Genomic DNA, 14,519 nt, shown 5'->3' with positions numbered 1-14,519 from the left:
AATCGACAAGGTCAGCGCCCGGGGCGCCGCCGTCAAGCCCGGGGGATCATCATCCGGTACCGTCAGATGATGCGGCTCAGCTGGCGGGGGTGCCGGGCTTGGGTTCGGGCATCGGTGCATCCGGTGTCGCCGGTGCCTCGGGCGTGGCCGCGGGCTCGCTGCCCAGATCATCCAGCGGTGCCGCTTCGGGCGGGCTGCCGGATGGGGCATCCGGTGCCGCATCGGCATCGGCCGGCTTGCCTTCGGCGGCCGCCTTGTCGCGGGCCGCCCGCCATTCGGCATAGAAACGCTCCGCCCCCGGATGAAGCGGGATGCCGACGCCGAGCGTCGCGGTCTCGGGCCGGATCAGCCGCCCCTTGGCATGGCCGGCATCCAGCAGGCCGCGGGTGGGCGTGCTCCAGAGCGCCCGGGTCAGGCCATAGACCAGTTCGGCATCCAGCCCCTCGCGCACCACCCAGAGTGCGCGGACGCTGACCGTACCCACCGGGGCTGCCAGATCATAGGCATCGCGGGGGATGACGTCTTCCACGAAAAAGGGGTGTTTTTCGACCAGGGCGCCGCGCAGTTCGGGCGCCAGCGGCACCAGGTTCGCGACCCCGTCGCGGATCGCGGCCCCGATCGAGACCGCGGGATAGCCGCTCATGAAGAACATCGCGTCGAGCGAGCCGTCGCGCAGATGGTCGACGGCCACCTCGGGATCGAGGTTCTCGACCTTGATCCTGTCGAGCGGAATGCCCGCTGCAGCCAGCACCAGCCGGGCGTCGACCAGGGTGCCGGATCCGGTGCGGTCGAGCGATACCCGCTTGCCGACCAGATCCTTGAGATCGGTGATGCCGGCGCCGACCCTTGCCACCACATGCAGGCTCTCAGGGTAGAGGCTCGCGATGGCGCGCAGATCCGGCATCGAGGGCGCGCCGATTTCGGCGCCGCGACCGGCCTCGGCCAGAACCGCGATATCGGCCTGGGAGAGGCCGCTGTCGACCTGGCCGTCGTTCAGCAGGTTGAGATTGTCGACCGACCCGCGGGTGGTGACCGCCACGGCGACCAGGTTCGGAATGCCGCAGGCGCCGCCATCCTCGCAGGGGCGGGAACCGGGCGGGTTGCTGACCGCATTGGCGATGATGCCGCCGATCGGGAAATAGGTCCCGCCGGTCGATCCCGTGCCGATGCGGAAGAAGCGCATCGCCTCTTCCTGGGCGGCGGCCTGACCCGATGCCGAGAGCAGGCCGGCGACGACGGTTGCAGCGGCCCATCGTCGCAGCGCCACCAGTCTCATCAACCCCAGGTAGATAATCTGCATGAAGTCCGGGGCGGGGACGGGACAGGCGGACACGGCGGTCCGGGTGCTGCGGGCCATGATGCACGGATCTCCGCTGGCGAGACGAGGCGTCGCAGGGGGCCGCACGACCCTTGTCCGGTGTGTGCGGAGTGCGACTTGCTTGTCCGGTCGATCCTAGCCACACTCGCGGCATCCGTCGAGCCGCCGTGACACACGTCACGGAACGGTCGCAGGCCCTGCCGCAGGATGGCCCGCCCGGCCGCCCGTGCGGCCGTCCGACATGCCGGAGAGAACGCGCCCCATGTCCCTGCTCACCAAGCCCGTCGACCTGATGGCGGCACGCCTGCGTGCCCGTGGGATCGATCCGCTGCTCCCCTTTCTGGGGGCCGCCAGCCTTGCCCTGCTGGCGGGCGCGCTCAGTTTCCAGGTCCTGGGCGGGCTGGAGCCCTGCGTGCTCTGCCTGCAGCAGCGCTGGCCGCATCTGGGCGTGGTGGTGGCGGCAGGTGCGCTGACGGCGCTCGGGCCCTCGCGGCGGGTGCAGGGCTGGGGGCTGCTGCTGATCACGGTGCTGCTGCTGGTGACCGGCGGCATCGGCCTCTATCATGTGGGTGTCGAGCAGGGCTGGGTGGAGGCAAGCGCCGCCTGTACGATGAGCACGGCCCAAGGCGGCGGTGCCCAGGATCTGGCCGCGCTGCGGGCCGCCATTGCCGGCGCACCGCGTGCCGCCTGCACCGATATCGTCTGGTCGTTGCTGGGGATCAGCATGGCGGGGTGGAATGCGCTGCTGTCGATTCTGCTGGCGGGGATTGCCGCGGGCGGCGCGCGGCGTATCTTCAGGCATGGCTGACGAGCCGACCGGAGACCGCCTTGAGATGACAGACGAACCCAGCCCGACCGACCGCCGCCCCACCGCTGCACGCAGCCTGCCCGGCGATCCCGATCCCCGCACCCTGGTCGAGCGGATGATCCGGGTCGATCAGGCGGGGGAATATGGTGCTGCCCGGATCTATGCCGGGCAGCTGGCGGTGATGGGCAAGGGCCCGCACGGTGCCACGATCCGACATATGGCAGATCAGGAACGGGTGCATCTGGAGACCTTCAACCGGATGATGGTGGACCGCCGGGTGCGCCCGACCCTGCTGTCGCCGGTCTGGCATGCCGCGGGTTTTGCGCTGGGGGCGGTGACCGCCGCCATGGGGCCGCGGGCGGCGATGGCCTGCACGGTTGCGGTCGAGGAAGAGATCGACCGCCACTACCGCGCCCAGTCTGCCGCACTTGGCCCCGACGAAGCGCCGCTCCGCGACACGATCGAGCGTTTTCGCGCGGAAGAGCTGGAGCATCGCGATACCGGCCTCGCCCATGGCGCCGAACAGGCGACCGGCTACAAGGCGATGAAGGCGCTGATCGGTGCAGGCTCCCGGCTTGCGATCTGGCTGTCGACCCGACTCTGATCGGCGCTGTTGACACCGCGCCCGGGCGGCGCGCAGTCTGAAGACCTCACCAGGGGTGTCCCGACAAGGGGCTGAGATTCTGCCGGGCCGCAAGGCAGCGCAGGGACCCGAAGAACCTGATCCAGTTCATACTGGCGGAGGGATGGTGCGGATGGCCGGCCCCTGCAACCCATGCGGTGCGGGGGAGACGGCGTTTCGGAACCTCTCCCCTCGCTGCCGGTGCGGGCCGGGTCGATCAAGACCGAGAGAGGGAGGAACCGGAATGACCTCGCAGAAGACCGCCGGTGCCGCTGAACTCCATGCCCGCATGCGGCAGACTGCGCCGCTGGTGCAATGCATTACCAATTACGTGGCGATGAACGTGGCGGCGAATGTCCTGCTCGCCGCCGGCGCCTCTCCGGCCATGGTCCATGCCGAGGAAGAGGCGGGCGAGTTCGCCCGCATCGCCGGTGCGCTGACCGTCAATATCGGCACCCTTTCCCCCGGCTGGGTTGGTGGCATGAAAACGGCGATTGCGGGTGCCATGGCGGCCGGTCGGCCCTGGGTGCTGGACCCCGTCGCCCATTTCGCGACCGGCTACCGGCGGCGTGTGGCCGCTGAGCTGCTGGCCTTGCGGCCGACGGTGGTGCGCGGCAATGCGTCCGAGATCATCGCGCTCGACGGCGGGGTCAGTGCCGGCCAGGGGGCGGATGCCGGCGACCCGGTGGAACAGGCGGAAGAGGCGGCCCGGCGGCTGTCGCGGGCCCATGGCGCGGTGGTGGCGGTGACCGGCCCGGTCGATTTCGTGACCGACGGCAGGCGGGCGGCGCGGATCTCGGGCGGCTCGGCGCTGATGCCGAAGGTGACGGCGCTCGGCTGCTCGCTCACCTGCCTGGTCGGCGCCTTTACGGCCGTGGCTCCCGACGCCCCGTTCGAGGCCACGGTTGCGGCGCTCGCCACCTTTGCGGCGGCGGGGGAGGCGGCGGACCAGGGCGCAGGCGGTCCGGGGTCTTTTGCCGTGCGCTTCCTTGATGCGCTGCATGGTCTTGACTCTCAGGCGCTCGAGGTGGGGGAAAGGATCCGGCCGGCATGAAGCGTTTCGATCTCTCGCTCTATCTTGTTCTCGACCCCGATCTCTGCCGGGCGCGATCGATGGTGGAGACCACCCGCGCCGCCGTTGCCGGCGGGGCCACGATCGTTCAGCTGCGCGACAAGGCGGCCGGCACGGCCGGGCTGATCGAGACGGGCCGGGCGCTCATGTCGGTGCTGGACGGAACCGGCGTGCCGCTGATCGTGAACGACGATGTCGATGCCGCGGTGGCGATCGGTGCCCATGGGCTGCATGTCGGCCAGGGCGACATGCCCGCGGCAGAGGCCCGTCGGCGGGTCGGGCCGGGGATGATCCTGGGCCTGTCGGTCGAGACCGAGGCGGCGGTGCGGGCGGTCGATCCCTCGGTGGTCGACTATGTGGGGGCTGGCCCTGTCTTCGCGACCCAGACCAAGCCGGATCACGAGCCGCCGACCGGTTTCGACGGCCTTGCCCGGCTGGTGGCGCTGTCGCCCGTGCCGGCGGTGGCCATCGGCGGGCTGAAGGCGGAGCATGTGGCGCCGGTGCTGGCATCGGGCGCCAAGGGCCTGGCGGTGGTCTCGGCGATCTGCGGACAGCCCGATCCCGAGGCCGCGGCCCGGCTGATCGCCGACGCCATCCGGGACTGTCGCCGGGGCTAACCCTGCCGGGTGCCGGCAAAGAAGGCGTCGAGCCGCCGGGCCGCCTCGGCGGCGAGCGCCGGATCGATGGCGAAGCACAGGCGCAGATAGCCGCTGCCGCCGGGGCCGAAGGCGGAGCCGGGGGCGAGCCCGACGCCCGCTTCGCGCAGGATGCGCACGGCGGTGGAGAAGGCATCGTTCATGCCGCGCACGCCGAAGAACAGGTAGAAGCCGCCATCGGGCTTCACCACCGTGATCTCGGGGATGCCGGCCAGCGCATCGAGCAGCACGTCGCGGGCGGCCATGGTGCGGGCGACCAGCGCCCTGACGCCGGGATCGCCCTCGTTCAGGGCCGAGATGGCGGCCTGCTGAATGAAGGTGGCGACGCCGGTGGTGTTGTACTGGGACAGGTTCTCGAACACCCGCGACATGCCGTCGGGGAAAATCACCCAGCCGGCACGCCAGCCGGTCATGCACCAGTTCTTGGAGAAGGTGTTGGTGACCAGCAGACGGTCATCGGGCTCCGCTACCTCGAGGAAGGAGGGTGCCGGCCGATCGCCGTCGACGAACAGGCCGTAGACTTCGTCCGACAGGATCCAGAGCCCGCGGGTGCGGGCGATGCGCACCAGCTCGGCCATCTGCTCTCTCGGCATCACCCAGCCGGTCGGGTTGGAGGGCGAGTTGATCGCGATCGCCCGGGTCCGCGGGCCGATCGCCGCCACCAGATCGTCGAGCTCAAGCGAGAAGCGGCCGTCGCTCACCCGGAAGGGCACGGGCACCAGCCGGCCGTGATTGATGCGCACGATCGCGCCCAGGTTGGGCCAGGTCGGCACCGGGGCGATCACCTCGTCCCCCGGCTCCAGGATCGCCTGGAAGGCCTGCATCATCGCCTGAACGCCGCCGGCCGTAACGCTGAACCGCCCGGGATCGACGGCCACGCCCCAATGACGGGCGTGATAGTCGGCGAGCGCCCGGCGCAGCGCCGGCAGGCCATGGCCGTAGGTGTAGCGGGTCTGTCCGGCCTGCATGGCCTGTTCGGCGGCCCCACGGATGAAATCCGGGGTCGGCAGGTCGCCTTCGCCGATCCACAGCCGGATCACCGACGGATCCTCGCGGGCCAGATCGGCGATATCGGCGATCTGGTTGGTCGGCATGGCGGCTATTCGTGTCGACAGTCCAAGCCTGCCGGCCACGCCCGTATTCGCCCCGCTCTCATGCCCGCTCATGACGCCCCACATCTGTCGACACCGTCTCAGGGTGCCGATCCTCGCGGATCGCGGGCATGAACGCAACGGGCGATCAATCGTCTTCCAGCTGGACCCCCCAGTACTCACCCTCGGTCATGTCCCGGGGGAAGGCGCGGCCCTGGGCCTCGCTCTGGATGGCGCGCAAGGTGGTATGCGCGGCCAGAGCCCCGTCGACCGCATCCTCGTCCGAGCGGATCTCGGACAGCCCGGCGAAGTTCAGATAGTCTCGCCAGCTTGGATGCAAATTGCCGGGCGGAAAATGGCGCCCGGCTTCCTGGAGTTCGGTCAGGTCCGGGGCTTTGGGCACCGACCTGAGGGTCAGACCGCACTGCTCGGGCGTTCGGGCACCCTTGGCGGTATTGCAGGCCGTGCAGGCAGTGACGACGTTCTGCCAGGTGGTGGTGCCGCCGCGGGCGCGGGGGACCACATGGTCGAAGGTCAATTCTTCCGTGGCGAAACGCCGGCCGCAATACTGGCAGCGGAAACGGTCGCGCAGGAAGACGTTGAAGCGGGTAAAGGCCGGGCGACGGTTCACCGGCACATAGCTGCGCAGCGAGATCACGCTGGGCAGACGCATCTCCAGGCGCGGGCTGTGCACCACGGAGTCGTATTCGGAAAGGATGTTCACGCGATCGAGGAATACTGCCTTGATCGCGTCCTGCCACGACCACAGGGACAGCGGGAAGTAGCTGAGTGGTCGGTAATCGGCGTTCAGTACCAGCGCCGGACAGGTGCTCGCGGATAGGCCCACAGGCTCCGTCTCCCCCTGAACCGGGCGGGCGTGGAGGACGCCCGCCTCGCGACCATATGGTATCAATGATTTGTGATGCTTGCATGAAAGATCAAGAGCCTGTGCGCGGGCCGGACTGGGGCCGGCACGGCACGGTTTCAACTGCAGGGGGATGCAGTCCGGTCGTTCACCGGGGGAATATCGGCTCAGGCGACGGGGAGTCTGAGGGTGATCGCGGTGCCGATGCGGCGCTGGCGCTCGATCGTCACGCTCCCCTCCATGGCTTCGGCCAGGCGCCGGCTGATCGCGAGGCCGAGCCCGGTGCCTTCAATGCTCCGCCGGATGACGTTGCCGCCACGCTCGAAAGGCTCGAACACCCGGTCGATCGCCTCGGGAGGAATGCCGATGCCGTCATCGGTGACGGTGATCGCGACCATCTGGCGGCCCGGTCCGGACGTCCGGTGTGCGGCGATGGTGATATGGCCGTCCTCGGGCGTGAACTTGACGGCATTGCCGAGAAGATTGTTCAGGATCTGACCGAGCGCGCGATGATCGGCTGCCACGGCCGGCAGGTCCGGGGGCAGGTCGACCCGCAGCGACTGCCGTTTGGCGGCCGCCTGCGGACGAATGGCCGTCAATGCGCCCTCAATCGCCCGGGAGACATCCACTCTGCCGATCTCGACCTCGGTGCGGCCGCTCTCGATCCTGGCGACATCGAGCAGATCCTCGATCAGCGCCTTCAGCATCTGCCCGGACTGGTGAATATAGCCGGCCTGTTCGGAATAACGGCGGAAGGTGGCGGCATCCGACCCGAACATCTGGTCGCGGATGATTTCGGAATAGCCGAGGATCGCGTTCAGCGGCGTCCGCAGCTCGTGGCTGACCTGGGCCAGGAAGCGGCTCTTGGCGTCGTTGGCCGCCTGGGCATCGTGCAGCGAGCGTTCCAGCCGGGTATTGGTGACGGTCAATTCATCGACCAGGGCCCGGATCCGCCCCGCATCGCGGGCCTGGCGTTCCAGCAGCTGCCGGTTTTCGATGTTGAGCCGCAGCATGTCCGCGATCCAGCGGTGATGGCGGCTGGCGAAACTCCCGAAGATGACCAGATAGACGACATAGCACGCGGCCATCGTCAGATCCTGCCCCTCGTGACGGGCGAGCAGGAAGACGATCGGCGGAATGGCCAGCGGTACCATGAAGGCCACCAGCATCGCCCGATCCATCACATAGGCGATGCCCACCGACGAAATCGCAAGCAGGACCACGACGGCAATCGTCGTGGCCCCTGCGGTACCGAGCCCCAGGCCCGCGGCAACCCCAAGCCCCCAGCCGAAGGACGCGACGGCGATGCCGCCGGCGACCATGGTTCTCTGGGCTTCGGTGACGGCGTCGGCTTCGGCTGCGCGCAGGGCCAGAAGGGCGACCGGAATGCGGATCGCCGAGATCGCCCACATCAGCACCACCCAGCCGATCGCCCAGAGATGGTCGACATAGGGCCACATCAAGGCGGTGGCCGCAGCCGCCCCCGGGAAGGTGGCGATCGCGGCGCGCCTTGAGAGTTCGGCCTCCATCGCCACCCGGGCGTTGCGCAGGCCGTCGCGTATGTCCCGCTCTCCCATCCGTCTCCGTCGTCCACCGCCATGATCAGGTGCGTACATCATGGCGACAGCCGGGGATCGAAAGTCAATCGGGACCGGTGGAAACCGCGCAAAGCAGGAGGGGGCGGCCCGGCTCGGGCCGATCGGTCAGGGCCGGGGTTCGACCTTGAGGGCGAAGCGGTTATAGCCGTGGCGGCGGCGTGCCTCGGCCAGGGGGATGCCGGCGCGGACATCGGCGATCACCCGCGCCTCCATCGCCTCCACCTCGCGCACCAGCCCGGCCACTTCCGCGCGCCGGGCCGCCGGCACGGCAACCACGCCCGAATCGTCGCCGACCAGCCAGTCGCCCGGCTCCACCTGCGTGCCGCCCATGGTCACCGGCACCTGGGTCGCCACCATGCGCACCCGGTTCTTGCCCGACTTCATATAGGCGGTCAGCGAGAACATCGGGTAGTCGAGCGCCATGATCTCGGTGGCATCGCGGCAGGCGCCGTCGATGACGGTACCGGCGATGCCACGGCTCTGGGCCAGCGCCGACAGGATATCGCCCCAGACGGTGCACCAGGTGCGGCCGTCATTGGCCAGCGCCACCACATGGCCCGGCGGCACCTGTTCGATATAATCGGCGGCCGGTGCCGGCTCGCCCGGGGCCACCGGTTCGAAGGCCACGGTGAAGGCCGGGCCGCAGACCCGATGGCCAGGCTTCAGCGGGCGGATGCCGAGCAGGCCGTTATTGTAGCCCAGCATGTCGAGCACGTCAGAGACCGCGGCGGTCGAAGCGCGCGAGAGCACGGCATAAACGCCGGCATCGTCGAGCGGCAGGGTTTCGGCAGCGGCGGCGGGGCTCTGGTCGGTCATGGGATGGTTCTTCCGTTGTCGTCGGGTGCGGGGGTGCGGGGCCGGGGGCCGGGGTCGGCTGATCAGGCGGCGTCGGAGGCGAGGCCGGCGGCACGGCGCGGCTCCGCCACCCGGACCGCAAGCTTGCGGCCACCCTGGAATACGTTGACCCGTTCGTTGTTGCTGGCCTTGGCGCCGAAGCCGATGAAACGGCCACCGAAGACGAAGGTGTCGAGGCTGACCTTCATCGGCACGCAGGTGCCCGTCGCCGGGTCGGTCAGGATCGGATAGGTCAACGGCGGCACATAGCGCTGGGCGATATTGCCCTCGGCGAAGCCCTGTTCGATCTTCGCGATCCAGGTGACGTGATCGGTGTCGCGGCCGATGGTGACGCCGTCGCCGCGGATGTCGTAGGGCTCTTTCAGCACCCAGTCCTGCGGGCGTTCCATCAGCAGGTCGCGCAGATCGCGCGCGGTGCCCTCGAACAGCACCTGCTTGCCCGGCTCCAGCTTCGAGGCCCAGGGGAGCAGACGCTCGGCCAGCGCGCGTTCATCCTCGGTGAAGTGATGGGCGAAGCGCGGCTCGCGCACCAACGCCAGAGTGCGCTTGCTTTCGGCCACATAGCGGGCCGGGAAGGGGTTGAGGTGCAGGATGGCGCGCGCCTCGATCGCCGCCACCCAGCGTGGCAGCAGATCGGGATGGTCCGCGGTCAGCCGGCGCCAGTAGACGGTGTTGATCTTGTTCCAGCAGAGATCGATGCGGGTATCGCCCGCCCAGGCGGCGCCATCGCGGAACTCGACCGCCCGCGGATCGACCACCAGGGTCCTTGTGCCGAGCGCCGTATAGGCGGCCGCCATTTCGACCGATTCGACATTGGCCTTGCCGTCTTCCTGCAGCACGGCCAGCACCGGATCCGGATTGGTGCCGCCCCAGAGCCGGTAGTCTTCCAGGAAGCGCTCCAGCAGCGGCGCACCCTTGTCGAGCGGCAGCTTGCAGATGCCGAGCCCGGCGGCGGCGAGCGGCGCCTCGACCAGATCGTCGATCACGGCGTTGATCCGGCCGGTGAACATGGTGCCGGCCGGGCTGTCGGCATTGTTCTCCAGCACCACCACCCGGCCGTCAGGCAGGGCGGGGTAGCCGTCGATCCGGCAGACCCGAACGGTGGAGGGCAGATGATGGGGTGCCAGCGATGCGGCTTCTTCCGCAGGATCGAGCGCGATATAGGCCCGGACCTCGGGGTCGGCGCGATAGGCTTCGACCGCCGATTCCAGCAGCGCCACATAGGCCTCCAGGTCGCGGGCATGAGCCTCCACCCGGTCGGCGCGCACCATCAGCGGCGCCGGGGCCAGGTCGAAGGCCTTGTTCTGGAAACGGGGGGCTGCGGCGACGGCGGCGGAGACGCGCCGGGCGAGGCCGGCCCCCTCGGCGGTCAGCCCGGCGAGGACGGTGGCGGCGGCATGCCAGTCGATCATGGCTCTGGACCCTTCTTCGGGGATGTATCCCTGACGAGGCGTGCGGCGGTCAGGCGACGGCGGCCGCATCGGGAAGCGGCAGGATCAGATCGCCCGCGGCGGCCCGGATGTCGCGCGCGCGCTCGAAATAGCGCGCAATGATCTGCTGCGAGATCGGGGCCGCGTCGGCCCGCTTCAGCACATGGCCGTCGATCTGGCCGATCAGCGCGTATTCAAGCCCGGTGCCGCAGAGGAAGGCTTCGTCCGCCGTCCAGGCATCGGCGCGGGTCAGCCGGGTTTCGACCGCGGGAATGCCGAGTTCGGCGGCAATGTCCAGGGTCAGCGCCCGGGTGATGCTGGGCAGCACGCCTTCCGACAGTGCCGGGGTCATCAGCCGGCCGTTCTTCACCAGGAACAGGATCGCGGTCGGCGCCTCGGACAGATAGCCGTCGGCATTGGCGAGCACGACGTTGTCGAAGCCCTGAGACTTCGCCTCCAGCATCGCGATGCGCGCCCCCGCATAATTGGAGATGTTCTTCGCCGCCGACGGGAAGGCCAGGTCATGGGCGCGCTGCCAGGCCGAAAGCTTGACCTTCATCCGCCTGTCGTCGGCGAGCCAGGTCTTGCGCCCCTGGGCGGTGATGGTGACGGTCAGCAGCGGCTGAGCCGCCTGGCCCAGCTCCCCCGGATTGCCGGCCGAGATCGAGGGACGGACATAGGCGTCGTCGGTGACGACGTTCTGCGCCACCAGTTCGGCGATGATGTCGGGGATGCGGTCGATCCCGGGATCCGGCAGCCACATCATGCCGGCCGAAGCCGCCAGACGGTCGAGATGCGGGTGCAGTTCCAGCACCTTCAGCCCGCGGCCATCGGCCGTGCGGTAGATGCGGATGCCCTCGAAGACCGAGACGGCATAACGCAGCGCAAGGCTGGCGGCATGCAGGGTCGCGGTTTCCCAGGGCACCAGGGCACCGTCGTGATGGCAGAGCGGAAAGGTCTTCGATGAACGCACGGGTGTGGGCATGGAGCGGCTTCCGGGGCGGGGCGTCGGGGTGGGGGCGTCGGGAGTGAAGGGTCCGGGTCCGCCGCATGACGGCGGACCCGGACCCGGTCATCTCAGGCGGCGACGTCCTGGTAGCGGAACGGCGCTTCGGCCGGGTCGTAGAAGTTGCGCAGCATCGCGTCGAAATGGGCGTGGCGCAGATCCAGCGCCCGGCCCAGCATGCGCACGCACTGGTCCTGCAGCTCAGGGGTGTTGGCGTAGCGGCGCAGCAGCTCGCGCGCGACCGTGGCATGCTCGTCCTCGAGCTCGCTCACATGGTCGTCGCCCTCGGTCGACGACGCATGATGAACGAAATAGTCATAGCCCTCGGGCGGCAGCTGATAGACGTCGCGCATCACGTCGAGCATCGAACGCTTCTGCGGGTTCACGATCGGCGGCTGGCCTTCCATCAGCAGCAGCACCGAGGCGACGCCGGCCGTGAAATGGACGGCGGTGTTGTTGCAGACGCCGACATTGTGGTCGATCACCGCCTGGGTCTCGGGCAGCAGCGGGGCGGCCTGAATGTCATCCATGGTGACGCCGACCGAGTTGCCGAAATCGACGAAGGAGAGCAGGTGGCGGCGGCTGTCGGTCAGCCGGCCGGTCTCTTCCTCGTAGATGTTCTCGACCAGCGAGATGCGCAGCTCGTAATCGTCGATCCGCGAGGCGATGCCCAGGATGTTGCGGGTCCAGAAGTTCTTGATCGGCCAGCGGTGGATGACGAAGTTCTGCAGCAGCCGCTGCGTCGCCTTGCCGCTCATGATCAGCTGATAGAGGGGGCTGGTCATCTTCTTGCGCTCGGCAATCATGCGGTCGAGCGTTTCGACGAAGTCCGTCATGTCGAACCTTCCAGTCGTCGCGTGGGTGGATCGTTTGGTGAGAACGGGAAAAGAGCCAGGGCGGTCGAGGCTCAGGCCGCGCCGCGGGCCAGGGTGCCTGCTTCCGCCGGCTGCATCAGACCGGCCAGCCGGCCGGCAAGTACATCCAGGAAGGCACGGCCGTCGCGGGCCGCGTCTTCGCGCAGCGCCCGAAGATCGTCGAGATTGAGGTTCATGGATGCGGCCAGGCAGTTCTCGTAGAGCGCGAAGGCCCGCCGGTCGACCCAGTCGAGCAGATGCTCCGAGATCAGCCGCGCCAGCCGCTCATGGGTGAATGCCCGGCCCTGGCCACGATGCAGATGGACGGCCAGCGCCTCGGTCTGGCAGTTGCCGCCGCCCTTGCCCATGCCGCCGAGAGACCCATCGACGATAACGGCGCCGGCCTCGATGGCAGCCAATGTGTTGGCGAAGCCGAGGCGGAGCCCGTCATGGGCATGAAAACCAATGCCCGGGCCGCCGGGACCTGCCGCTTCCGCGATGTCGGCAATGCGGCGTGAGACCTCGTGCGGATAGAGGCCGCCATTGCTGTCGGCGATGTAGAACCAGTTGGCACCGGCATCCCGGGCACGCCGTGCCACGTCAGGCGCCAGATCCAGCGGCTGTTCCGATGCCCGAATCAGATTGATCGCCGCTTCCATGCCCAGAGAGCGGATGCGCTCGGCATGGGTGAGCGCGGCATCGAGCCGGGCCGGCGTTGCCGGCATGCGCACCAGCCGCACGCCCTGATCGGCGAGGCGGGCATAATCGTCCAGCATCACCTGATGGACATGCGCCATCACCGTCAGACCGGTGCGGTCCGACACCCTGCGCATCTGGTCGACATACCAGGCCGGGCAGCAGGCCGCCGGCCGACCGTCATAAAGGGCCTCGTCATGGGGCCGGTAATAGCCGATCTCCACATAGTCGAGGCCGGATGCCGCAAGGCCCGCCACCAGTGCTGCGGCCTGTTGTGGCGTAAAGCCGTGATCGTTGACATATCCGCCGTCGCGGAGTGTCACGTCGATGACCCTGATCGTCACGATACCACTCCTCAAGCTGGCGCCAGCCATGCGGTCTCCCGGATGAGACCGGCAGGCCCCGAAGGCGGGGCAGGCGCCGCCCGCGTCGCCCGTGATGGACATTCCGCGTCGCCTGGGGGTTTCATGGTCTTTGCTGCAGTCCCTTTGCAGCTTTATTGCAATATGAAACCAAACCCATAACGACTTCTGGTTGATATCCTCTGTCAGGACAGGACCGAGAGTCAATTATCGTTTTCATTAATCGTCCCACGGTTGCATATGCACATGAAAGACCCGGAGAAGGCCGGATGAGCCAGACCATCGATCCCGCGCCCCCGGCCGTGATGCCGGTCACCCGCTTCGCGCCGAGCCCGACGGGGCTGCTGCATCTGGGCCACGCATTATCGGCGATGCTGTCTCACGATTACGCCCGGGCGCATGGCGGACGTTTCATCCTGCGGATCGAAGATATCGACACCACCCGGTGCCGCCCCGAATTCGTCGATGCGATCTTCCGGGACCTGGACTGGCTGGGGCTGAGCTGGGATGGCGAGGTGCGCCGGCAATCGGAGCATTTCGACGTCTATCGCACCGTCCTGGACGAGTTGACGGCACGGGATCTGGTCTATCCCTGCTTCTGCACCCGGTCGGAGATCGAGGTCGAGATTGCGGCCAGTGCCTCGGCGCCCCACGGCCCCCCGCCTGCGGGACCCGACGGCCCGCTCTACCCCGGCACCTGCCGCAGGCTGACGCCTGCCGCGCGTGCGACCAGGCTGACGGCGGGGCACCCGCACGCCCTCAGGCTGGACATGGCGGCAGCGCTGGCCGCCCTGGGGACTGTCGCCTCGGACCTCAGCTGGACCGATATGGATGCGGGGCCGGTGAAGGCGACGCCCGCCATTCACGGCGACGTGGTGCTGGCGCGCAAGGACGTGCCGGCCAGCTATCACCTCGCGGTCACGCATGACGACGCATTGCAGGGCATCACCCACATCATCCGCGGCCGCGACCTTGAGGCGGCGACCCATCTCCACCGCCTGCTGCAGGCGCTGATGGGTTGGCCGGTGCCGGTCTGGCGGCATCATCGCCTGTTGACCGACGATCAGGGGCGGCGGCTGGCCAAGCGCACGCCCGGCGTGCGGCTTGCCGATCTGCGCGAGGCGGGTGTCACGCCGGCCGGCATCCGCCGACGGCTGGGTCTGGCTGATGCCGATTAGACCCGGCCGCCCCGGACGGAAAAGCCCGGCCGCGCGGTGGGGCGCCGCGGGCCGGGCCTCGGGGCCGGCATGTCATGGGGATCAGCGCGCACGATCCGGGGGAAGGGG

13 protein-coding genes, 1 pseudogene and 1 riboswitch are annotated in these 14,519 nt (G+C 68.8%); of the genes and pseudogenes, 5 read left to right on the top strand and 9 right to left on the bottom strand.

The annotated features are described in order from the left end of the window. Positions 1–76 precede the first annotated feature (76 nt). On the bottom strand, positions 77–1,300 hold the full coding sequence (locus TMO_RS16030) for a TAXI family TRAP transporter solute-binding subunit (RefSeq protein WP_228382238.1): 1,224 nt from the start codon (positions 1,298–1,300) through the stop codon (positions 77–79). A gap of 280 nt (positions 1,301–1,580) precedes the next feature. Between TMO_RS16030 and TMO_RS16025 the strand changes: the two genes are divergently transcribed. The 4 genes from TMO_RS16025 (at position 1,581) to thiE (ending at position 4,437) form a co-directional block, all read left to right on the top strand. After that, positions 1,581–2,126, top strand: coding sequence for a disulfide bond formation protein B (locus tag TMO_RS16025; protein ID WP_014746695.1), 546 nt, complete (start codon positions 1,581–1,583; stop codon positions 2,124–2,126). 25 nt (positions 2,127–2,151) lie between these two features. After that, positions 2,152–2,730, top strand: a complete 579-nt coding sequence (locus tag TMO_RS16020; RefSeq protein WP_014746694.1) for a demethoxyubiquinone hydroxylase family protein — start codon at positions 2,152–2,154, stop codon at positions 2,728–2,730. Between the two features lie 41 nt (positions 2,731–2,771). Next, a riboswitch (TPP riboswitch) is annotated at positions 2,772–2,891 on the top strand. A 101-nt stretch (positions 2,892–2,992) separates the two neighbouring features. Then, the gene (gene thiM, locus TMO_RS16015; protein ID WP_014746693.1) at positions 2,993–3,802 is read left to right on the top strand and encodes a hydroxyethylthiazole kinase; all 810 of its coding nucleotides are present in this window, start codon (positions 2,993–2,995) and stop codon (positions 3,800–3,802) included. After that, entirely contained in the window at positions 3,799–4,437 is a 639-nt protein-coding gene (gene thiE, locus TMO_RS16010; RefSeq protein WP_014746692.1) for a thiamine phosphate synthase, read from the top strand. Before thiM ends, thiE begins: the two co-directional genes overlap by 4 nt. On the opposite strand, the gene TMO_RS16005 is transcribed toward thiE, so the two are convergent. The 8 genes and pseudogenes from TMO_RS16005 to TMO_RS15965 all read right to left on the bottom strand — a co-directional run bounded on the left by TMO_RS16005 (position 4,434) and on the right by TMO_RS15965 (position 13,215). Continuing rightward, the gene (locus tag TMO_RS16005) at positions 4,434–5,642 is read right to left on the bottom strand and encodes a pyridoxal phosphate-dependent aminotransferase (RefSeq protein WP_051045529.1); all 1,209 of its coding nucleotides are present in this window, start codon (positions 5,640–5,642) and stop codon (positions 4,434–4,436) included. The genes thiE and TMO_RS16005 overlap by 4 nt on opposite strands. Positions 5,643–5,880: 238 nt before the next feature. Next, positions 5,881–6,414: pseudogene (locus TMO_RS16000) on the bottom strand (HNH endonuclease); the annotation flags it as partial. Positions 6,415–6,599: 185 nt separating this feature from the next. Next, positions 6,600–8,009 carry a sensor histidine kinase gene (locus TMO_RS29565; protein WP_014746689.1) on the bottom strand — a complete coding sequence of 470 codons (1,410 nt, stop codon included), beginning with the start codon at positions 8,007–8,009 and terminating at the stop codon, positions 6,600–6,602. A gap of 126 nt (positions 8,010–8,135) precedes the next feature. Further along, positions 8,136–8,846 carry an RraA family protein gene (locus TMO_RS15990; protein ID WP_014746688.1) on the bottom strand — a complete coding sequence of 237 codons (711 nt, stop codon included), beginning with the start codon at positions 8,844–8,846 and terminating at the stop codon, positions 8,136–8,138. A 62-nt stretch (positions 8,847–8,908) separates the two neighbouring features. Then, positions 8,909–10,297: a hypothetical protein gene (locus tag TMO_RS15980; RefSeq protein ID WP_014746687.1), complete on the bottom strand. Its 1,389-nt coding sequence runs from the start codon at positions 10,295–10,297 to the stop codon at positions 8,909–8,911. Positions 10,298–10,346: 49 nt separating this feature from the next. Next, positions 10,347–11,300, bottom strand: a complete 954-nt coding sequence (locus TMO_RS15975) for an aminotransferase class IV (protein ID WP_014746686.1) — start codon at positions 11,298–11,300, stop codon at positions 10,347–10,349. Between the two features lie 92 nt (positions 11,301–11,392). After that, complete coding sequence (locus tag TMO_RS15970) at positions 11,393–12,157, bottom strand: TenA family transcriptional regulator (RefSeq protein WP_014746685.1); 765 nt, start codon at positions 12,155–12,157, stop codon at positions 11,393–11,395. Between the two features lie 71 nt (positions 12,158–12,228). After that, complete coding sequence (locus TMO_RS15965; protein WP_014746684.1) at positions 12,229–13,215, bottom strand: pyruvate carboxyltransferase; 987 nt, start codon at positions 13,213–13,215, stop codon at positions 12,229–12,231. A 287-nt stretch (positions 13,216–13,502) separates the two neighbouring features. Between TMO_RS15965 and gluQRS the strand changes: the two genes are divergently transcribed. After that, positions 13,503–14,411 (top strand): tRNA glutamyl-Q(34) synthetase GluQRS, encoded by a 909-nt coding sequence (gene gluQRS / locus TMO_RS15960; RefSeq protein ID WP_014746683.1) that lies wholly within the window; start codon positions 13,503–13,505, stop codon positions 14,409–14,411. Positions 14,412–14,519: the final 108 nt, after the last annotated feature.

The organism is Tistrella mobilis KA081020-065 (genome assembly GCF_000264455.2).
Taxonomy (GTDB): Bacteria; Pseudomonadota; Alphaproteobacteria; order Tistrellales; family Tistrellaceae; genus Tistrella; species Tistrella mobilis.
The sequence above is the reverse complement of the archived record's forward strand: the minus strand, read 5'-3'. Positions and strand labels throughout refer to the sequence as shown.